Source organism: Dactylosporangium sp. NPDC048998, from assembly GCF_043197855.1.
Taxonomy (GTDB): Bacteria; Actinomycetota; Actinomycetes; order Mycobacteriales; family Micromonosporaceae; genus Dactylosporangium.
Map to the genome: position 1 here is coordinate 77,090 of NZ_JBICTV010000024.1, position 20,242 is coordinate 97,331.

Here is a 20,242-nt window from a genome sequence, read left to right on the forward strand (position 1 = left end):
GCAGGGATGAGTGATCGCCGTCGATCCCTATGGGAGGTACCCGTGCGAAGGCTCATCCCACTCCTACTGGCCGCCGTCCTGCTCGCCCCGGCCGCGCCCGCGGCCGCGGCCGGGACGGCCGGCGCGAGACCGTCCGGCCCCACCGCGACCGGCTACGGCGGGGCGGTCGCGTCGGTCGACGCCACGGCCACCGCGGCCGGCCTGCGGGTGCTGCGCGACGGCGGCAACGCGGTCGACGCCGCGCTCGCCGTGGCCGCCACGCTGGGCGTGACCGAGCCCTTCTCCTCCGGCATCGGCGGGGGCGGGTTCTTCGTGTACTACGACGCCCGCACCGGTCGCGTGTCCACGCTCGACGGCCGGGAGACCGCGCCGCGCTCGATGGGCGAGAACGCGTTCGTCGACCCGGCGACGGGGCAGCCGTACGCCTTCCAGGAGGCCCGGGTCAGCGGGCTCTCGGCCGGCGTCCCGGGGTCGCTGGCCACGTGGGACGCCGCGGCGCGCCGCTGGGGCACCCGCCCGCTGTCGGCGGCCCTGCGCCCGGCCGCCCAGGTCGCGCGCGACGGCTTCACCGTGGACGCGACCTTCGCCCAGCAGGTCAGCGACAACGCCGCCGCGTTCGCGCAGTTCGAGCCGACGGCGAGGCTGTTCCTGCCCGGCGGCGCGCCGCCCGCGGTCGGCAGCACGCTGCGCAACCCCGACCTCGCCGCCACGTACGACCTCATCGCCCGCCGGGGCACCGGCGCGTTCTACGGCGGCGAGATCGGCCGCGACCTCGTCTCCGCGGTGCAGCGCCCGCCGGTGGCGTCCAGCCCGTCGCGGCCGTGGCAGTACCAGATCCGCCCCGGCGGCATGACGCTGGACGACCTGCGCGCCTACGACGTGCGGCGCCCCGCGCCCACGCACGTCACGTACCGCGGCTACGACGTCTACGGGATGGCCACGCCGTCCTCCGGCGGCTCGACCGTGGGCGAGGCCCTCAACATCCTCGAACAGTCCGGCGTGCAGTCCGGCGAGTACGGTCTCGACAAGACACAGGCCCTGCACCGGTATCTCGAGGCGAGCGCCCTCGCCTTCGCCGACCGCAACCGGTACGTCGGCGACTACACGCCCCGCCCGCTGCTCGACGCCCTGCTGACCGACGGCTTCGCGGCCGAGCGCGCGTGCCGGATCGACCCGGCCCGGGCGCTCGCGAAACCGGTCGCCCCCGGCGTGCCCGACGGCCGCTACAAGCAGCGGTGCGACACCGCGACCGGCGGCGCCGCGCCCGACAAGGGGCAGTCCACGACCAACCTGACGGTCGCGGACCGGTGGGGCAACGTCGTGGAGTACACGCTCACGATCGAGCAGATCGGCGGCAACGGCATCGTCGTGCCGGGCCGCGGGTTCCTGCTCAACAACGAGCTGACCGACTTCAACTTCACGCCGACCCAGGGCACCGCCGCCGACCCCAACCTGCCGGGCCCCGGCAAGCGCCCGCGCAGCTCGATGGCGCCGACGATCGTGCTGCAGCACGGCCGGCCGTTCCTGGCGCTGGGCTCGCCCGGCGGCTCGACGATCATCACCACCGTCCTGCAGATCCTGGTCAACCGGCTCGACCTCGGCATGACCCTGCCTCAGGCGGTGGCCGCGCCCCGCGCCTCCCAGCGCAACACGGCGTCGGTCACCGCCGAGCCGGCCTTCATCGACTCGCCCGAGGGCCAGGCGCTGGGCCTGCTCGGACACGCGTACACCCCGATGGCCGAGATCGGCGCGGCCACGGCGATCGAGTTCCTGCCGCACGGCCGGCTGCTGGCCTGCGCCGAGCCGGTCCGCCGCGGTTCGGGCTCCGCGGGGACCGTGCACTGATATTTACGAAATATCCGATACATCCGGACGCGCCAGCGTCTGGACGTATCGGATCGGGTCGAACGCGAAGGCGCCCCCGCCGGAAACCCGGCGGGGGCGCCCCCTCATCCCCAGGACGTCACCACGGCTGCGGAGCCGGGGGAACCACGACCGGCGGGCGGTCGTCGCAGGTGATGGTGTTCGGCAGCTCCCACGACGCCAGCCACGGGCCCGTGGTGCCGCCGCCGTCGTTGCCGCCCAGGTCGACCAGGGAAAACTCCGAGCCGGCCGGGGTGAAGTGGAACGAACCGCAGTTGTTCACGCCCACCGCGCCCACGTTGCGGGCGTCGACGTTCTCGAAGGTCGCGGAGCCCGCGGCCCGGGCGCTGACGACTGACGTGCCGGTGCCGTCGACCTTGACGTCCTTGAAGTGGACGTTGGTGATCGAGTACTGGTCCTTCACCGGCCAGTCGGCGACCAGCATGATCGCGTTGTAGGTGTTGTCGAGGAAGTTGTCGCCGACGACCTGGACGTTCGCGTCGAGGTTGCCCTCGAGCGCGAAGAGCCAGATCGCGCCCAGGCCGATGTTCCAGTTGAGCTCGTAGGTCCCGGCCCGGACCGTGGTGTTGTTCGTGATGTTGATCGTGCCGGCGAAGGGCTGCGCGCCGAAGCGGGTGCCCAGGTGCAGGCCGCTGCCCTCGCGGATCGGGTCGGCGACGAGGTTGCCGGAGACCGTGATGTCCTTGCCGCCGTAGATCGCGATGCCGTTGGCCAGCGTCGGGGTCTGGACGGTGTTGTGGTCGAACGTGTTGTTCGCGTTCGACGTGGCCTCCGACCACATCGCCAGCGCGTCGTCGCCCGTGTTGCGGAAGAAGCTGTTCGACACGGTCGAGTTGGTGACGCCGGTGTGGAAGTTCAGGCCGTCGGCGATCTGGTCGACGACCGTGGTGTTGGTGATCTTCGTGTTGTTCATCGGGCCGTCGAACCACAGGCCCACCTTCGTGTGCTGGATGTACAGCCCGTCGATGGTGGAGTCCGACATCGCCCCGCCGATGCCGTTGACCTGGTCGGTGTCGATGCGCTCGCGCACGTCACCGATGATCGAGAACCCGGAGAGGTGGACGTTGCGGCTGCCGCCGTCCTGGGCGTACTTGCCGTAGAAGCCGACCCCGGTGTGGATCGACTTGTCGGGCAGGGGCTGGCTCAGGGCGACCTCGTGGCCCTTGATGATCGTGTACCACGAGCCGGCGCCCTCGATCGTCACGTCGTCGACGACGATGTGCCGGTTGACCTGGTACGTGCCCGGGGGCACGTAGACCTTGAGGTGCGTCCACTTGGCGAAGGCGATCGCCATGTCGAACGCGTCGGCCGAGTCGCGCTTGCCGGTCGGGTCGGCGCCGAAGAACAGCACGTTGGACGCCAGCAGGTTGACCTTCGGGGCGCCCACGATCTGGGAGTCGAGCAGGTCGATCACGGTCCAGGCGGCCTTGCTGCCGGCCGGAACCTGGAGCCGGACCTTGTCGCCGGCCTTGTACGTGTTGCCGAGCAGCAGCCGCTGCTCGTCGTAGAAGTGGAACGGGCGGAACGGCTTGGTGATCTGCGGCGTCGGCGTGGTGCCGGCCGGCACGCAGCCGCACTCCGTGATCCACCAGTCGGGGTGCAGCAGGCCCGCGTTGGGGTCGTTGGTGAACGGGTACTGGTTGTACAGCCAGGAGTACTGCGACGTCAGCGTCATCGTCTGCTTCGACTTGCCGTTGACCGTCACGTCGAGCGGCGCGGTGATGCCCCCGCCGTTGGGCGCGTCCGGGATGCTGTACCGCACGTTGATCGCGTTCGCCGCGCTCGGCAGCGTGAACTCGACGTACTGCCCGGGCGTGAGCTTGACCGCCGACCGGCCGGACGCCTCCGCGGCCAGCGTGTACGCCGCGCGGTCCGGGCCAATGACCACCCCGTTGGTCTTGGCGTTCTCCGCCTCCTGCTCGGCGAAGCCGACGCTCGCGCCCCGGCCCGCGACGAGCGCGGGGTCCAGGGCCGCCCGCGTGACGACCGGCCCCGCCGACCCTGCCGGCGCGGCGAGGGCGGCGGTGCCACCGGCGACGATGACCCCGAGGCCTACGGCGGCCGCGGCCGCCGCCGCGGACCACCGCGGTGGTGCTCCTGTGGTGCTCCGTGACATCGATTGACTCGTTTCTCTCGGAAAGCGCTCTTCCTGGTTGGCGAACGCACCGGTCGCATCGAGGTGGGCGGACGTCGAGCGGGGTGATGGGGTGTGCACCTCGGACGCTCGAGGCGGGTGGGCGGACGCCGTGAGTGAAGTGACAGTAGGGCCGCCGTACCCCATTACACAAGGGCTCGCGAAATAATTGCGTAACGTTGCGCCCTTCTTGCACAGCAAGGCGCGCGGGATTGCAGTGCGATGTCCCAAATGGACGGTGCGGGCGTTATGCGGCGGCGGCCGCGGCCACCACGGCCGCGCAGACGCGCTCGAGGTCGTCGTCGCCGGTGACGTACGGCGGCATGGTGTACACGAGATCGCGGAACGGCCGCAGCCAGACCCCATGGCCCACCGCGGCCTTCGTGGCCGCGGCCATGTCGACCTCGTGGTCGAGCTGCACCACGCCGATCGCGCCGAGCACGCGCACGTCGCGGACCCCGGCGACCTCGCGGGCGGGCGCAAGCCCGTCGATCAGGCCGGTCTCGATGCGCGTCACCGTGGCGGCCCAGTCGCCCGAGAGCAGCAGCTCGATCGAGGCGTTGGCCACCGCCGAGGCGAGCGGGTTGCCCATGAACGTCGGCCCGTGGGCCAGCACCGGCGTCTCGCCGCGGCTGATGCCCCGCGCCACCCGGGGCACGCACAGGGTCGCGCCCATCGAGAGGTACCCCCCGGTCATCGCCTTGCCGATGCACATCACGTCGGGCGTGACGCCCGCGTGGCCGGCCGCGAACAGCGCGCCGGTGCGGCCGAAGCCGGTCGCGATCTCGTCGAAGACGAGCAGGACGTCGTGCTCGTCGGCGAGCTCGCGCAGCGCGGTGAGATATCGGGGGCTGTGGAAGCGCATGCCGCCCGCGCCCTGCACGACCGGCTCGACGATGATCCCGGCGATCTCGTCGCGCTGCCGGCGCAGGGTCTCGTCCAGCCCGGCGACGTAGGCGGGGTCGTACTCCACCGGCGGCATGGGTACGAACACCTGCTCGGGCAGCACGCCGCGCCACAGGCTGTGCATCCCGCCGTCGGGGTCGGTCACCGACATCGGGTGGAACGTGTCGCCGTGGTATCCGCCGCGCCAGGTCAGCATCCGGCGCTTCCCGGGGCGGCCGAGCGACCGGTGGTACTGCAGGCACATCTTGACCGCGACCTCGACCGCCACGGACCCGGAGTCGCAGAAGAACACGTGCCGCAGCGGGTCGGGCGTGATGTCGACGAGGGTCTTGGCCAGCCGGACGGCCGGCTCGTGCGTCAGCCCGCCGAACATGATGTGGCTCATCCGGCCCAGCTGGTCGCGCACGGCGGCGTCGAGGACCGGGTGGGCATACCCGTGGATCGCCGCCCACCACGAGGACATCCCGTCGACGAGCTCCTCGCCGCCGGCGAGGGTCAGCCGTACGCCCGACGCCGACGAGACCACCAGCGGGCGCTGGGTCGCCGGCATCGGCGCGTAGGGGTGCCAGACGTGCTCGCGGTCGAGCGCGGCCAGCTCGTCGGGGTCCATGGGCCCCATCGGCTCCAAAGCCATGGACCGACGATATGCCGTGCCCGCGGGCGGGCCGCGGGTCAGCCCTAGGGCTGGGTGATGTTCACCATCCACTGGATGCCGAACTGGTCGACGCAGGAGCCGAACTCGTCGCCCCACATCTGCTTCTCCAGCGGGATGGAGACCTTGCCGCTGGCGGAGAGCTTCTCCCAGTAGCGGCGCAGCTCGGCGCCGTCGTCACCGCTGAGGCTGATCGTGATGTTGTCGCCCGGCGTGACCGTCATGTTGGGCGGCGTGTCCGACGCCATGAGCGTGTAGCCGCCCGGCGTCTCCAGCATCGCGTGCATGATCTGGTCGGCGATGCTCGCGTCGTCCGAGCCGTATTCGCCGAACGTGTTCATGCGCAGTTCGCCGCCGAAGACGTTCTGGTAGAACTCCATCGCCTGTCGGGCGTTGCCCCGGAAACTGATGTACGGGTTGAGCCTCGATGCCACAGCAAACTCCCTTGGTCGTGTGACCTGCGATACCCGCAGCCTAGTGCGCAAAGGCCGCTCGCGCGGCCGCTCGTCACGCATCGTCACCCCACGCCGCTGCTGGCGGCCAGCGCGTCGCCGAGCGGGGTGCGGCGGTAGAGCACCGAGCGCCCGGCCCGGGCCGGGTGCACCAGGCCCGCCCGGCGCAGGATCGCGAGGTGGTCGCCGACGGCGCCGACGGCCAGGCCCAGCCGGGCCGCGAGCTGCGTCGTGCTCGCCGGGGCGTCCAGCGCCACGAGGAGCCGGGCCCGCGAGCGGCCGACGAGCTCGGCGAGCGCGCCGCCGCCGGTGGGCGCCTCCCACAGGGCGGCCACGCCGCGGGCCGGGTAGACGAGCGCGCGCCGCCACGGCGGGTCGGTGAACGTGCTCACGCCCGGCCAGATCAGCGCGGACGGCACCAGCAGCAGGCCCGTGCCGTCGGAGGGGACCGTGGCCGCCCCGAAGCGGTCGCCCATCTCGATCGCGCCGTCGTGCCAGCGCACGTCGCGGTGCAGGCCGTTGAACGCGGCCGCCCAGCCGCCCTCGCCGAGCCGGCCGGCGCGGTGCACGACGTCGCTCTCGCAGATCGCGCGCAGCTGCGGCCAGTCGGGGGCGAGCAGCGCCAGCCACGCCGACTCGAGGGCTGCGGCCAGCCGGTTGACGACGTCGGCGGAGTGGAGCACGCGCAGTACCGAATCCGGGATCCTGGGACCCTGGGCCAGGGCCCGCGCGATCTCCCGGCGCGCCACCGGCAGCGGCGTGGCCCGCACCGCGGCGAGGTCGGCCTCCCAGGTCTGCTGCATGCCTGGCGGCGGCCCGACGAAGTCGGCGCCGTAACGGGCGGTGTGCAGCGCGACGACGGCGTCGAGTTCGGTCTCGGCGCGCAGCCGTTCGTACACGGGGCGCAGCCGCGCGAACGGGCCCAGTGGCGCCAGGCCGGCGAGCTTGCGCAGCAGGGCGCCGAGTTCGAACAGCGGCGACACGCCGAAGCGGGTGTGCAGCAGGTCGGTGGCGTCGACCTCCAGCCGGAGCATGCCCCCGACCTTACGCCCGACCTTACGTCGAGGGACGAAAACCTCACCCCGGACGTCGTACCTCCCGGAGCCTGACGGCATGACGACGTACACAGCGGTGCTGCGCAACGACACGTTCCGGGTCCTGCTCGGCACCCGCACGCTGAGCATCCTCGCGGACACGCTGCGGATCGTCGCGCTCTCGCTGCTGGTCTACGCCACGACCGGCTCGCCGGCGCTGGCCGCGCTCGCCTACGGCATCGGGTTTCTGCCGCAGCTGCTGGGCGCCGGGCTGTTCGGGGCGCTCGCGGACCGGGTGCGCCCCCGGCGCCTGATCGTGCTCGGCTACCTCGCCGAGGCGGGCGCCGCGGCCCTGCTCGCCGCGGCGCCGCTGCCGGTGTGGGGCTCCCTGGCGCTGGTCGCCGCGGCGGCGCTGCTGATCCCGATCTTCGCCGGGGCGCAGAACTCGCTGATCGCCGAGGCGCTCGCCGGCGACGCGTACGTGCTGGGCCGCTCCCTGGCCAACATGGCCTCGTCGCTGGCCCAGCTCGTCGGCATGGCCGGCGCTGGGCTCGCGGTCGCCGCGCTCGGCGGCCGGCGGGCGATGCTGCTCGCCGCGCTCGGCCACGTCGTCGCGGCGGCCTGGACCCGCCTCGGCCTCGCGGACACCCCCGCGGTCTCGCGGGTCCGGGGCGGGCTGGCCGCGGCGAGCTGGCGGGGCAACCTCGAGCTGCTGCGCGACCGGACGATCCGCCGCCTGCTGCTCATCCAGTGGCTGCCGCCCGCGTTCATCACCGGCGCGGAGGCGCTCATGGTCCCGTACGCGGCCGGGCGCGGCTTCCCGGTCGGCGTGGCCGGCTGGCTGCTGGCCGCGATCCCGGTCGGGATGATCGCCGGCAACGTCGTGGTCGGCCGCCTGGTCCGCCCGGCGTGGCGGGAGCCGCTGGTGCCGGTCCTGATCGCGCTGATGGGGCTGCCGTGCCTGGCCTTCGTCGCCCCGGTGCCGTGGCCGCCGCTCGCCGCCGCGCTGGTCGTGGTCGGTGCCGGGTTCGCGTTCGGCCTCGGCGTGCAGGAGGCGTTTCGCGACGCGCTGCCGGCCGACGGCCGCGGGCAGGCGTTCGGGCTGCTCACCACCGGCCTGATGACCGCGCAGGGGCTACTGCCCGCGCTGGCCGGCCTCCTGGCGGAGGTGCTGCGCCCCGGCACCGTCATCGGGCTGCTCGGCGCCGCGACGCTGCTCGGCGCGCTTGGTGCGGCCCCAGGGCTTGTACGTCGACAGGATCGTCGAGAACACCAGCAGGGAGCTGGAGACCGCGGGCGCGATGACCAGGTTGAGCCGCTCCCGCTGGGGTAGCAGGGCGCCCAGCTCGGCCTGGACGAGGTTGGGGTACAGCGCGAACGTGACGAGCCCGAGCATGACGGTCACAATGCCGAGCTTCACCGCCACCCACCACCACTTGACGAGCCCCCACGGAGTGCCGACGGCGTTGACCACGCCGACCAGCCACACCACGAATGTCAGCGGCACGAACAGCACCCGCCCGACGAGCGCCGCGGCCGGGTACACCACGTCGCGGTCGGCGGCGCCGGTTAGGCCGGCGATGCCGAGCGTGAGCAGCACCAGGTCGGTGCCGAGCCACCCGACCGCGGTGGCCACGTGCAGCGTCAGGATCGCCTTGCGCCATTTCGGTGTGAATCGCACGGCCTCCAGCCTGGCAAAGACGCGGCCCCGCGTCGTGGCCCGCGGGGCGTAATCGCGTGTACGCCCAGTGTCGTACGTTGACCGGCCGGGCGCGGTCCGTGGTGGTGTAGTTGTTGGTTGTGACGGTCGAGGACGAACTGCGCGCGCTCGCCCCGCAGGTGCTGGGCATCCTGATCCGGCGGTACGGGCAGTTCGACGCCTGCGAGGACGCGGTGCAGGAGGCGCTGCTGGCCGCCGCGCTGCAGTGGCCGGCCGAGGGCGTGCCGGCCAACCCGCGCGGCTGGCTCATCACGGTCGCCGTGCGCCGCCTCACCGACCAGTTCCGCTCCGACGACGCCCGCCGGCGGCGCGAGCTCACGGTCGCGGTCCTGGAGCCGGAGCCGCCCGACGAGGTGCCGGAGCGCGACGACACGCTCACGCTGCTGTTCCTGTGCTGCCACCCGGCGCTGTCCGCGGCCTCCCAGCTGGCCCTCACCCTGCGCGCGGTCGGCGGCCTGACCACGGCCGAGATCGCGAGCGCCTTCCTGGTCCCCGAGGCCACGATGGCCCAGCGCATCAGCCGCGCCAAGGCGAAGATCAAATCGGCCGGCGCCCGGTTCGCCCCGCCGCCGCCCGAGGAGCGCCAGCCCCGGCTCGAGGTCGTCCTGCAGGTGCTGTACCTCATCTTCAACGAGGGGTACACCGCCTCCTCCGGCGCGGACCTGCAGCGCGGCGACCTCACCGCGGAGGCGATCCGGCTGACCCGCGAGGTGCACCGCCTGCTGCCCGCCGACGGCGAGGTGGCCGGCCTGCTCGCGCTCATGCTGCTCACCGACGCGCGCCGCCCGGCCCGCACGCTGCCGGACGGGACGCTGGTCCCCCTCGCCGAGCAGGACCGCTCGCGCTGGCTGCGCCCGATGATCGACGAGGGCACGCAGCTCATCACGCGCACGCTGCCCCAGGGGCCGCCCGGGCCGTACCAGCTGCAGGCCGCGATCGCCGCCGTCCACGACGAGGCCGCGCGGGCCGGCGAGACCGACTGGCCGCAGATCCTGGCGCTCTACCAGCTGCTGACCCGGGTGGCGCCCAACCCGATGGTGACGCTCAACCACGCCGTCGCGCTGGCGATGGTGAAGGGGCCACAGGCCGGCCTGCACCTGCTCGCCGCGCTCGACGACGACGACCGGATGGCGTCTCACCACCGGCTGGCGGCGGTGCGGGCGCACCTGCTGGAGATGACGGGCTCGCGCGCGGAGGCCCGGACGTGGTATTCGCTGGCCGCCCGGCGCACGACGAGCCTGCCGGAGCAGCGGTACCTGGAGCGGAAGGCGGCATGCCTGACCTGACCTGAACTGACCTGACGAGCGCTACCCGGCGAGCAATACCCCTCTACGATCGACGAGTGCTGTACGTCGTGTTCGACGACACCGGCCGCTGCCTCGTCTCGCGCGACGATCCGGCCCCGCCCGGGCGGGCCGAGCGGGCCGACTACGACGGCGTGGTCGCCGTCCGGCTCACCGGCACGCCGGGCGAGGACTGGGCCCGCGACGCCCCGGACCTGCAGGGCACCCGGCTGCTCACCGGCAGCCTGCTGGCGATCGTCGTGGGCGCCACGCTCACCGCCTCCGCGCTGGTGACCCCCTGGGTCGCCCTGCCCGCCGGGGCCGCGGCCACGGTGTACGTCGGCCGCCGCCACAACGCCGCCGTGGCCCGGCTCGAGCGGCGCTGGGCCAACCGGCACCGCATGCTCGCCACGCGCGCCGAGGTGGCCCGCTTCCGCCGCGCGTTCGACGCGGCGCGGACGGTGCTGGTGGCGTGGCCGTTGCTGGCCGAGCTCGTGCGGATCCCGTCGCCGCGGGCGGAGGTGTCGGCGTCGCTGTGGACCCTGGCGGGCCTGCTGCACGACCACGCCGACCTCGCCGAGCAGTACGCCGGCCTCAGCGACGCCCGCTACGGCGCACTGCCGCCCGACGCGCGGGTGCGCGCGGGCCTCGAGGACCGCCTGACCCGGATCGACGCCGCGCAGCGCGCCCTGAGCGCCGAGATCGACCGCCGGATCGAGTCGCTGACAAACCTGGCCAGCCGCTGCGCCGCGTTCGAGCGGACCGAGGCCGCGCCGGACGAGATCCGCGACCTGGCCGAGCGCACGGCGGCGATCGTCTCGGCCTACCGGGAGCTGAACGGCGCCACACAGCAACAGGCCGGATAGATTCGGCGCACTCGCGCCGGATCTATCCGACCTGTCAAGGGCAGCCGGAGCTTCAGCAGCGGCGGCCGCTGTTGATGCACCCGACCACGAAGTTCATCAGCTGCGGCGCCATCACGTTGGCGAAGTCGCCGTGGTCGGTAATCGGCGAGTGCAGCTGCTCCGGGAACGAGTCCAGCGCGAAGGTGCCGGCCGCCTGCCGGTCGTACGAGATCGTCATCCGCAGCCGCGGCACGGCCGAGGTCCGGCGCGGGCACTTGCCGTCGGCGTTCGGGAAGACGATGTGCGAGCGGTGGTTGGCGCTGTCCGTGTTCTTGCCGTCCCAGCAGCTCGGGAAGTCGAGGATCCGCTGGATCTGGCTGCCCTGCGGGCACACCGGGTACTTCGTCGTCGTGCGGTTGGTGAGCCGGGCGACGAAGCGCAGCAGCGCGTCGGCGTGCTCGCGGTACAGGGCGCACAGGAGCTCGTCGTCGGGGTCCCGTCCCTCGGCCTCGTGCCGCCCGGTCGCCTCGATCATCACGTCACCGTTTCGCGGCCGCCATGCGCAGCGCGAGCGCCGGGCACACCGCCACCGCCTGCACGGCGAGGGGCTCGAGCCGCACCGGTACCGGTGCGTCGGGGAAGGCCGGATAGCCGTTGCCGTCCAGCCTGATGAGGTCCGGCGCGACGTCGGCGCACAGGCCGTGCCCGTCGCAGCGGGACCAGTCGACGTGCAGCCGCCGCGTGCCGCCCTCCTCGCGGGCGGTGGGCACCGGCAGCACCCCGGCGACCGGGCGCCCGCAGTCGCCCGCGCGGGCGTGGCGGGCCAGATCGTCGGCGAAGACCTCCAGGGCGGAGGTGGCGAATCCGGCGGTACCGTCGGGATGGCTGCACGCACCCCGGCCCTTGACCGCCGCCGCGGCCGCCCGCACCACGCCCGGATCGCCGGCTCCCGACGCCACGCCGTCCACGGCCCGGGCCAGGTCCGGCAGGCCCAGGCGGCACGGGCCGCACTGCCCGGCCGACTCGGCCGCGAGGTAGCGCACCACGCGGGCGACCTCGCCCACCGGGCACGTGTCCGGCCCGATCGGCAGCACGATCCCGGCCCCAAGCGCCCCGCCGACGGCGGCCATCCCGCGCCGCGAGACCTCGGCCCGGCAGGCCGTGGCCATGTCCAGCCAGCGCCCGTGGAATCCGCCGGAGAGCACGGCCGGCCCGGCGGGCACCGCGCACAGGTCGAGCACGTCGGCGAGCGGGGTGCCGGTCGGGCACTCAACCACGGCCGGCTGCCGCGCGCTGCCAGTGACGCTCAGCAGCACCGTGCCGGGCTCGTCGCCGCCGACCTCGCGGTAGCGCCGCGGCCCGATCCGGGCGGCGATCGCCAGCTGTGCGAACGTCTCGGCGTTGGACAGCAGCGTCGGCTGCCCGGCCACGCCGCCCTCGCTCGCGCGGCGCTTGATGCCCGGCGGGATGTGCGGCAGGCCGTTGATGCCCTGCACCAGCGCGCCGCCCTCGCCGGAGATGAACCGGTGCGGCACCCGCACCACGCGCGCCGGCACCGGCACGTCGCGCTCGGCGAGGGCGGAGAGCAGCGAGGCCTCGCCGATGCCGTCGTCGGCGACGCACAGCACGATCTCCACGGCCCGCAGCGCCCAGGCGACCAGCGCGGCGCCGTCGAGGATCAGGTGCGGGGCGCGGGTCAGCAGGACCTTGTCCTTCCAGGCCGCGGGCTCGCCCTCGGTCGCGTTCACCACCACGAACGGCGCGAGCATGCGCCGCTCGACGGCCTCGGCGACGGCGCGGACCTTCTTGGCGAACGGGAACCCCGCCCCGCCGCGCCCGGTCAGCTTGATGTCCTCGGCCAGCTCGATCAGCGTGCGCTGGGACAGCGGACCGACGGGGCCGTGCACCCGCAGGTGGTCGCGTAGGTCGAGCCGCTCGGCGCGGTCCAGGCCCGCGGTCAGCCGGGCCGGGCCGAGCGCCAGCACGGTCGGCACCGGCACCGCGGCGACGCTCCCGCGGCCCCGGCCGCTCATCGCGCCTCGCCCCGCAGCCGGGCCCAGTACTCGACGTCGTCGTCATCGGCGCGGTACCGGCGACCACCACCCTGCTGGCGGGCGGCCTGCCGCGCCTGTTCCCGCCGGTCGCGCTCCTGGCGGCGCAGCTCGCGCCGGGTGTCGAGGTTGACCAGCGTGGGCGTGTCGTCGTCGTCGGCGTAGCGGTCCTGCTCGGCGGCCGCGGCCGAGCGCCGGGCGGCGAACCGGTCGCGCAGCGTCATGCCGGGCTCCTTGTAGGCCGGCTCCGGCTCTGCGTACGTCGCGTAGGGGTCGTAGTCGTCGTACACCGCGGCGGAGCCGCGGTACGTCTTCGGCGCCGGCTCCGGGTCGTCGTACGGCACGGCCGTCACCGGCACAGAGGTGACCGGCACAGAGGTCACCGGAGCGGGCTCGGCCGGCTCGCGGCGGTAGTCGGCGCGCAGGTCCGCCGCCACGCCCTCGGCCCACATCCGGTCGGCCGGCGGCGCGTCCCAGCGGAAGCGGGATGAGCGCGCGGCGCGCCGCTCGAACCCGGACGGCCTCGACCGCCCGATCGGCGCGATCTCGGTGGTGGTGCGGTCGGCGGCGAGCTGCTGCCGGCGCCGGCCGCGCTCCGCGGAGAGCCGCAGGCCGAGCGCGATCGTGGTCAGGAACAGCAGCATGAGGTAGCTGGCGGTCACCCACACGGCCGGCGGGCGCCCCGCGTTGAGCCCGTGCCACACCGCGACGGGCCACGACAGGTACGCCACGGCGTGCAACGGCCGCCAAAGCCACGGGCGCCCGTTCTGGGCGAAGCGGGACCGGACGATGCCGGTCCACATCACCAGGACCATGAGGTACGCCGCGACGGAGCCGGCCCCGATCGCGAACGGCGCCGTCGTGAACGGCACCAGTGCGCCGAAGATGCCCACCCGCCCGGCGACCAGCTCGGCGCCGATGTGCAGGCCGAGGCAGGAGATCGCGACGATGCCCAGCGTGCGGTGCACGGACTGGACCCACACCCGGTGCCGGGCGACCAGCACGATGCGGTCGGTGGCGACCAGGCCGACGATCACCGTCAGGGTCAGCGACACGAGCGTGAAGACGCCGCAGTAGAAGACCAGAAAGCCGAAGAGCTGGCTCAGCGTCTCGCGCCCGCCGCCGGTCAGCACCCCGAGCAGCAGCAGCCCGGCGAGGGCGGCCAGCACGACGTTGACCGCTGAGGGGGGACGGCTCTGAGTGGATCGACCGCGGCCTGAGAGAGCCCCGCCGGAAGCCGGTGGGCGCGGCTGAACCATTGCAGTTCCTCAATCCTGTGCGGTGATTTCCGGCGATTTCCATCTGCCGCCGCATCCAACCTAGGCAGGCCCGATGGAACCGGTCAATTTAAGTTTGATCGTGCCTTTCGCCCCCATCAGAGCATGATCCAGACCCGTTTCTTGAAGTGTCTTTAACTCTTTTTATAGATCAACAAGGCCCCGGCCTGGGTCCTTGGGCCCAGAGACTGGGTGGATATGTCGGATTTGTCGACCATGCCCGGCACACTCCGGGCGGATCGAAGAATGTCGTCATCGATCCGCTTCGAACAGTAACCTGAATGCTTTCGTGAATCCTCACTTAAGTGGCCGTTAGGGCTTCTTTCGGCCGGCCGACGTGGTCGCACCGGTTGTCCGGGTCCGAACGAACACACACCCCGTCCACAGCCTGTGGATAGAACATGTGTACGGACGACGTCAAGCGGATGTCGCTGAACGACGATCAGGCCTGAGCGCCGCGCTGCCGGGCGGCGACCCGGCGCAGGACGCCCTTGAAGGCGGCGTACGCCTCCTCGCCCACGGCCTCGGCGTGCCCTCGCTCGATGTCGGCCATGATCGCGTCCGAGCGGCGCATCTCGTCCAGCCCGCGCTCGGTCGGGACGATGAGCTTGGCCCGGCGGTCCTGCGGGTCGGGGCGCCGCTCGACGTAGCCGAGCGCGGCCAGTTCGTCGACCAGCGTGCCGATGACCTGCTTGTGCTGGCCCGACAGGTATGCCAGGTCGGTGGCCCGGCTGCCCTCGGCGTCGAGGTGGGCCAGCACCGCCCCGTGCCGGGGGCGCAGGTCGGGATAGCCCTCCTCGCCGAGGCGGCGGAAGAGCTCCTTCTGCAGCGCGAAGAGCACCTGCGCGGACAGCACGCCGAGGTCGGGGTCGGCACGCTTGCGGGCACTACGGGAAACGGTCACCGATCACGACTATATGCCGGCCGGGACGCCCGCGACCGGCGTGATCCGCCGCCGCGGCGGCCCGGGCTCAGATGTTGTCGGGGTGCAGCACGACCGTCGTCCACCCGTTGGTTCGCTTGTCGAAGTGGTCGTAGCCGGCGGGCGCGCGGTCCAGCGCCAGTTCGTGCGACACCACGAAGGACGGCTTGGCCCGCCCCTCCTCGATGAGCCGCAGCAGGGAGCGGTTGTAGTTCTTGACGTTGCACTGGCCGGTGCCCATCGACTGGCCGCGGGTCCAGAACTCGCCGTAGTCGAAGCCGAGCTCGCCCTTCTCCCGGTAGTTCGGATCGGGGCTGCCGGGGTCCTTGCGGATGAAGACGCCGACGACGCCGATGGTGCCGGCGAAGCGGACCGACTGCACGAGCGAGTTGAGCGTCCGGTTCGGCTGCTCGTGCTCCTGCGGGTCGTGCGCCTGGTAGCCGACGCACTCGCAGCCGCGGTCCGCGCCGAGGCCGTTCGTCTCCTCCATGACCCGGTCGATCACGGACTCCCTGGACTCGTCGATGGTGATCGCCCCGATGGTCTCGGCCAGCTCGAGCCGGTCCTTGTGGTGGTCGACGACCATGACCTTGCTGGCGTTCTTGATGCCGGCCGACAGCGCCGCCATCTGGCCGACCGGCCCGGCGCCGTAGATGACGACGGTGTCGCCGGGCTGGACGCAGGCGAGCTGCGTGGCGTGCCAGCCCGTCGGGAAGATGTCCGCCAGCATTACGTACTCGCGCTGCCAGTCGCGATCGTGCGCGTTCTGCGGCAACACCAGGCAGTTGAAGTCGCCGTACGGCACGCGCAGCAGCTCGGCCTGCCCGCCGTTGTAGGGGCCCATGTCGGCGAAGCCGTACGCGGCGCCGGCCATGCGCGGGTCCGGGTTGGTGGTCAGGCAGAACGCGGTGAGGCCGCGCTCGCAGTTCGCGCAGAAGCCGCACGAGATGTTGAACGGCACGCAGACCATGTCGCCGACGCGAACCCGGTCCACGGCGGCGCCGACCTCGATGACCTGCCCGACGTTCTCGTGGCCGAGCACCCGCCCGGTCTCCATGTCGGTCCGCCCCTCGTACATGTGCAGGTCGGAGCCGCAGATGTTGGTGGTCGTGATCTTCACGAGGACGTCGGTCGGGCGCTCGATGCGGGCGTCCGGTACGTCCTTGACCGCGACGCTGCGCGGCCCTTCGTAGACAACAGCTCGCATGCCCGGACCACTACCCGCCTGCCCCGGTTTGCCACCAGGGGCCCGGGGTAGCGCGCGGGGATGAACGACCGATCCCCGGTGCTCTCGGTGAACCCGGTCTTCACCCGGGAGCCCGTGCGCATCCCCCGCGACCGCCTCCCGGGCGGCGAGCTGGACCCGCAGGTCGCCTACCAGGTGGTCCACGACGAGCTGCTGCTCGACGGCAACCCGCGGCTCAACCTGGCCACATTCGTCACCACGTGGATGGAGCCGGAGGCGACCCGGCTGGTGTCGGAAAGCCTGGACAAGAACCTCGTCGACCGGGACGAGTACCCGCGCACCACCGACCTGGAGGCCCGCTGTGTGCGGATGCTCGCCGGGCTGTGGCACGCGCCCGACTACCGCGCCGCCCCCGGGGCCTCGACGGGCGGATCGAGCGAGGCGTGCATGCTCGGCGGGCTGGCGCTCAAGCGAAGATGGCAGCACGCCCGCCGCGCTGCCGGCCGGCCCGCGGACCGCCCGAACATCGTGATGGGCATCAACACGCAGGTGTGCTGGGAGAAGTTCGCCAACTACTGGGACGTCGAGGCGCGGCTGGTGCCGATGGAGGGCGACCGCTTCCACCTCTCGCCGGAGGAGGCGGTGGCGCGCTGCGACGAGAACGCGATCGGCGTCGTCGCGATCCTCGGCTCCACGTTCGACGGCAGCTACGAGCCGGTGGCCGGCATCTGCGCGGCGCTGGACGAGCTGGAGCGGCGCACCGGGTGGGACGTGCCGGTGCACGTGGACGGCGCCTCGGGCGCGATGGTCGCGCCGTTCTGCGACCCGGAGCTCGAGTGGGACTTCCGGCTGCCCCGGGTGGCGTCGATCAACGTCTCCGGGCACAAGTACGGGCTGGTGTACCCGGGGCTGGGCTGGATCGTGTGGCGCGACGCCGGCGCGCTGCCCGAGGACCTCGTGTTCCGGGTCAACTACCTCGGCGGCGAGGTGCCCACGTTCACGCTGGACTTCTCGCGGTCGGGCGCGCAGGTCGTGGCGCAGTACTACAACTTCCTGCGGCTGGGCTTCAGCGGGTACCGCCGGCTCCAGCGGTACAGCCGCGAGGTGGCGATGCTGCTCGCGGAGCGCATCGCGGGCCTCGGGCCGTTCCGGGTCCTGACCCACGGCGCGCAACTGCCGGTGACGGCGGTCGCGCTGCACGACGACGTGCTGAACTACTCGGTCTTCGACGTCTCGCTGGCGCTGCGGGAGGCCGGCTGGGTCGTGCCCGCCTACACGTTCCCCGAGCACCGCACCGACCTGGCGGTGCTGCGGATCGTGGTGCGCAACGGCTTCACCCACGACCTCGCCGACCTGCTGCTGGCCGACCTGCACCGGGCCCTGAATCGACTGGAGCGGCAGGCGTCGCCGGCGCACGACGCCCGCTTCTCGTCCTTCGCACACGGCATCTAGGGAGCCTTCGCCATGGACACCGTGATCACGTCGTGCCCGCACTGCGGGAAGAAGAACCGGCTGCCGGCGAGCGGGCCGGGCGCGCCGCGCTGCGGCAACTGCCGGCACGCGCTGCCCTGGATCGTGCCGGCCGGCGACGACTCCTTCGCCGAGGTCGTCGAGCACTCGTCGATCCCGGTCGTGGTCGACCTGTGGGCCACCTGGTGCGCGCCGTGCCACGCGATCGGGGAGGCTCTCGAGCAGCTCGCCGCGGACCTGGCCGGCCGGCTGAAGGTCGTCAAGGTCGACGTCGACGCGTCGGCGCGCACCGCCGCGCGCTTCGACGTCCAGTCGGTGCCGACGGTACTGCTGTTCGACGGCGGCCACCTGGTCTCCCGTCGCATCGGCGCCGTGCCCGCCGCCCAGCTGCGGCAGTGGGTCGAGCAGACGGTCGAGCAGACCCGGGCGGCACCGTCGGCACCCGCGGGCGGCGCAGGGTCGTGAGGGCGCTGTCGCCGTTCCCGCCGATCGAGTCGTACGGCTTCCTGTCCGACTGCGAGACGACCGCGCTCATCGCGCCGAGCGGCAACGTCGAGTGGCTCTGCCTGCCGCGGCTCGACTCGCCCAGCGTCTTCGGCGCGCTGCTGGACCGCGGCGCGGGCGGGTTCCGGCTGGGCCCGTCCGACCTGCGCGTGCCCGCGGCGCGGCGGTACCTGCCCGGCACGATGGTGCTGGAGACGAGCTGGGGCACGCCGACCGGCTGGATCGTCGTGCTCGACGTGCTGCTCATGGGGCCCTGGCACCACGACACGGAGCGGTCCGTCACGCACCGGCGGGCGCCGACCGACTACGACGCGGAGCACGTGCTGCTGCGCATGGTCCGGTGCGTCAGCGGGGAGGTCCAGATCACGCTCGACTGCGAGCCGATGTTCGACTACGGGCGGATGCCGGGCCGGTGGGAGTACCGCGGGCCGGGCTACCACGAGGGCAGCTGCCAGGCCGACGGCGGCGGCGTCGAGCTGCGCCTCACCACCGACCTGCGGCTGGGCTTCGAGGGCGGCCGGGCCATCGCGCGCACGCTGCTCAAGGACGGCGACACCCGCTTCTGCGCGCTGTCGTGGACCGAGCACGAGCCGCCGCACGACCTCGCCGAGGCCGAGCGACGGCTGGTGTGGACCGCCCACCACTGGCAGCACTGGCTGGCCCGGGGCCACTTCCCCGACCATCCGTTCCGGGCCGACCTCGAGCGCAGCGCCCTGACGCTGAAGGGGCTGGTGTTCGCACCCACCGGCGCGCTGGCCGCGGCGGCCACGACGTCGCTGCCGGAGACGCCGGGCGGCGAGCGCAACTGGGACTACCGGTACTGCTGGATCCGCGACTCCACCTTCGCGCTCTGGGGCCTGTTCACGCTCGGGCTGGACTGGGAGGCCGACGACTTCCGCCGGTTCATCACCGAGATCGCCAACCGGTACGTCGACCTGCAGGTCATGTACGGCGTCGGCGGCGAGCGCGACCTGGCCGAGCACACGCTGGAGGATCTCTACGGCTACGAGGGCGCGCGCCCGGTGCGGGTCGGCAACGACGCGTACACCCACCGCCAGCACGACGTCTGGGGCGCGATGCTCGACTCGGTCTGGCTGCACACCAGGCACCGGGACCGGCTCGACGAGCGCATGTGGCCGGTGCTGGTGCACCAGGTGGAGACCGCCGTGCAGCACTGGCGCGAGCCGGACCGCGGCATCTGGGAGGTCCGGGGCGAGCCGCGGCACTTCACGTCGTCGAAGGTCATGTGCTGGGTGGCGCTCGACCGCGGCGCCCGCCTCGCCGAGTTGCGCGACGACCGCCCGCTCGCGGAACGCTGGCGGGGCATCGCCGACGAGATCCGCGCTGACGTCGTCGAGCACGGCGTCGACGAGCGCGGGGTCTTCACGCAGCACTACGACACCACCGCCTTGGACGCCTCGGTGCTGCTGGTGCCGCTGGTCAACTTCCTGCCGGCGCACGACGATCGGGTGCGTGCGACGGTGCTCGCGATCCAGGACGAGCTGACCGTCGACGACCTGGTGCTGCGGTACCGCACCGAGGAGACCGACGACGGCGTGAACGGCCGCGAGGGCACGTTCACGGTCTGCTCGTTCTGGCTGGTCTCGGCCCTCGTCGAGATCGGCGAGACGGAACGCGCCCGCCGGCTGTGCGCCAAGCTGCTGTCCTTCGCCGGCCCGCTCGGCCTCTACGCCGAGGAGATCGACGCGCACAGCGGGCGGCACCTGGGCAACTTCCCGCAGGCGCTCACGCACCTGGCGCTCATCAACGCGGTCTTCCGCGTCATCCACGCCGAAGAGGGCCACTGAGGACGGGGACCGCGTTCATGTGCGCCTCATACGCACCAGGGGAAGCCCACCACCCGGTTGGCGGCAGAGGCTGGAAAGGCGGCCCCGGGACCGATGCGGCCCGCGGGGCCACCA

The 20,242-nt window shown here is 72.8% G+C and carries 16 protein-coding genes; 7 read left to right on the top strand and 9 right to left on the bottom strand.

The features are described 5' to 3' along the window. Positions 1–6: 6 nt before the first annotated feature. Entirely contained in the window at positions 7–1,845 is a 1,839-nt protein-coding gene (gene ggt / locus ACGFI8_RS35690) for a gamma-glutamyltransferase (protein ID WP_392811384.1), read from the top strand. 118 nt (positions 1,846–1,963) lie between these two features. Here the strand turns inward: ggt and ACGFI8_RS35695 are convergent, their stop codons facing one another. From ACGFI8_RS35695 to ACGFI8_RS35710, 4 genes are all read right to left on the bottom strand, one after another. Beyond that, entirely contained in the window at positions 1,964–4,000 is a 2,037-nt protein-coding gene (locus tag ACGFI8_RS35695) for a glycosyl hydrolase family 28-related protein (RefSeq protein ID WP_392811385.1), read from the bottom strand. A 265-nt stretch (positions 4,001–4,265) separates the two neighbouring features. Further along, on the bottom strand, positions 4,266–5,534 hold the full coding sequence (locus ACGFI8_RS35700; RefSeq protein WP_392811460.1) for an adenosylmethionine--8-amino-7-oxononanoate transaminase: 1,269 nt from the start codon (positions 5,532–5,534) through the stop codon (positions 4,266–4,268). A 68-nt stretch (positions 5,535–5,602) separates the two neighbouring features. Further along, positions 5,603–6,010 (bottom strand): VOC family protein, encoded by a 408-nt coding sequence (locus ACGFI8_RS35705; RefSeq protein ID WP_392811386.1) that lies wholly within the window; start codon positions 6,008–6,010, stop codon positions 5,603–5,605. Between the two features lie 83 nt (positions 6,011–6,093). Then, positions 6,094–7,062: a DUF5937 family protein gene (locus ACGFI8_RS35710; RefSeq protein WP_392811387.1), complete on the bottom strand. Its 969-nt coding sequence runs from the start codon at positions 7,060–7,062 to the stop codon at positions 6,094–6,096. A gap of 79 nt (positions 7,063–7,141) precedes the next feature. Between ACGFI8_RS35710 and ACGFI8_RS35715 the strand changes: the two genes are divergently transcribed. The 3 genes from ACGFI8_RS35715 to ACGFI8_RS35725 all read left to right on the top strand — a co-directional run bounded on the left by ACGFI8_RS35715 (position 7,142) and on the right by ACGFI8_RS35725 (position 10,931). Next, positions 7,142–8,395, top strand: coding sequence for an MFS transporter (locus tag ACGFI8_RS35715; protein WP_392811388.1), 1,254 nt, complete (start codon positions 7,142–7,144; stop codon positions 8,393–8,395). A gap of 458 nt (positions 8,396–8,853) precedes the next feature. Next, positions 8,854–10,068, top strand: a complete 1,215-nt coding sequence (locus ACGFI8_RS35720) for an RNA polymerase sigma factor (protein WP_392811390.1) — start codon at positions 8,854–8,856, stop codon at positions 10,066–10,068. Between the two features lie 56 nt (positions 10,069–10,124). Further along, a complete protein-coding gene (locus tag ACGFI8_RS35725) occupies positions 10,125–10,931 on the top strand; it encodes a hypothetical protein (RefSeq protein WP_392811392.1) in 807 nt (268 codons plus the stop codon). 52 nt (positions 10,932–10,983) lie between these two features. On the opposite strand, the gene ACGFI8_RS35730 is transcribed toward ACGFI8_RS35725, so the two are convergent. The 5 genes from ACGFI8_RS35730 to ACGFI8_RS35750 all read right to left on the bottom strand — a co-directional run bounded on the left by ACGFI8_RS35730 (position 10,984) and on the right by ACGFI8_RS35750 (position 16,367). After that, a complete protein-coding gene (locus tag ACGFI8_RS35730; RefSeq protein WP_392811394.1) occupies positions 10,984–11,445 on the bottom strand; it encodes a DUF1996 domain-containing protein in 462 nt (153 codons plus the stop codon). 4 nt (positions 11,446–11,449) lie between these two features. Next, complete coding sequence (locus tag ACGFI8_RS35735) at positions 11,450–12,943, bottom strand: NADH-ubiquinone oxidoreductase-F iron-sulfur binding region domain-containing protein (RefSeq protein WP_392811395.1); 1,494 nt, start codon at positions 12,941–12,943, stop codon at positions 11,450–11,452. After that, positions 12,940–14,130, bottom strand: a complete 1,191-nt coding sequence (locus ACGFI8_RS35740; protein ID WP_392811396.1) for a hypothetical protein — start codon at positions 14,128–14,130, stop codon at positions 12,940–12,942. Before ACGFI8_RS35740 ends, ACGFI8_RS35735 begins: the two co-directional genes overlap by 4 nt. A 550-nt stretch (positions 14,131–14,680) precedes the next feature. Continuing rightward, a complete protein-coding gene (locus ACGFI8_RS35745) occupies positions 14,681–15,142 on the bottom strand; it encodes a MarR family winged helix-turn-helix transcriptional regulator (RefSeq protein WP_392811398.1) in 462 nt (153 codons plus the stop codon). A gap of 67 nt (positions 15,143–15,209) precedes the next feature. Beyond that, a complete protein-coding gene (locus ACGFI8_RS35750; RefSeq protein WP_392811399.1) occupies positions 15,210–16,367 on the bottom strand; it encodes a glutathione-independent formaldehyde dehydrogenase in 1,158 nt (385 codons plus the stop codon). A gap of 60 nt (positions 16,368–16,427) precedes the next feature. On the opposite strand from ACGFI8_RS35750, the gene ACGFI8_RS35755 reads away from it, so the two are divergent. From ACGFI8_RS35755 to ACGFI8_RS35765, 3 genes are read left to right on the top strand one after another with little or no spacing between them, the layout of a single operon-like run. After that, positions 16,428–17,798 (top strand): glutamate decarboxylase, encoded by a 1,371-nt coding sequence (locus ACGFI8_RS35755; protein WP_392811401.1) that lies wholly within the window; start codon positions 16,428–16,430, stop codon positions 17,796–17,798. Between the two features lie 12 nt (positions 17,799–17,810). Next, the gene (gene trxA / locus ACGFI8_RS35760; RefSeq protein ID WP_392811402.1) at positions 17,811–18,281 is read left to right on the top strand and encodes a thioredoxin; all 471 of its coding nucleotides are present in this window, start codon (positions 17,811–17,813) and stop codon (positions 18,279–18,281) included. Beyond that, positions 18,278–20,128 carry a glycoside hydrolase family 15 protein gene (locus ACGFI8_RS35765; RefSeq protein WP_392811403.1) on the top strand — a complete coding sequence of 617 codons (1,851 nt, stop codon included), beginning with the start codon at positions 18,278–18,280 and terminating at the stop codon, positions 20,126–20,128. Before trxA ends, ACGFI8_RS35765 begins: the two co-directional genes overlap by 4 nt. Positions 20,129–20,242 lie beyond the last annotated feature (114 nt).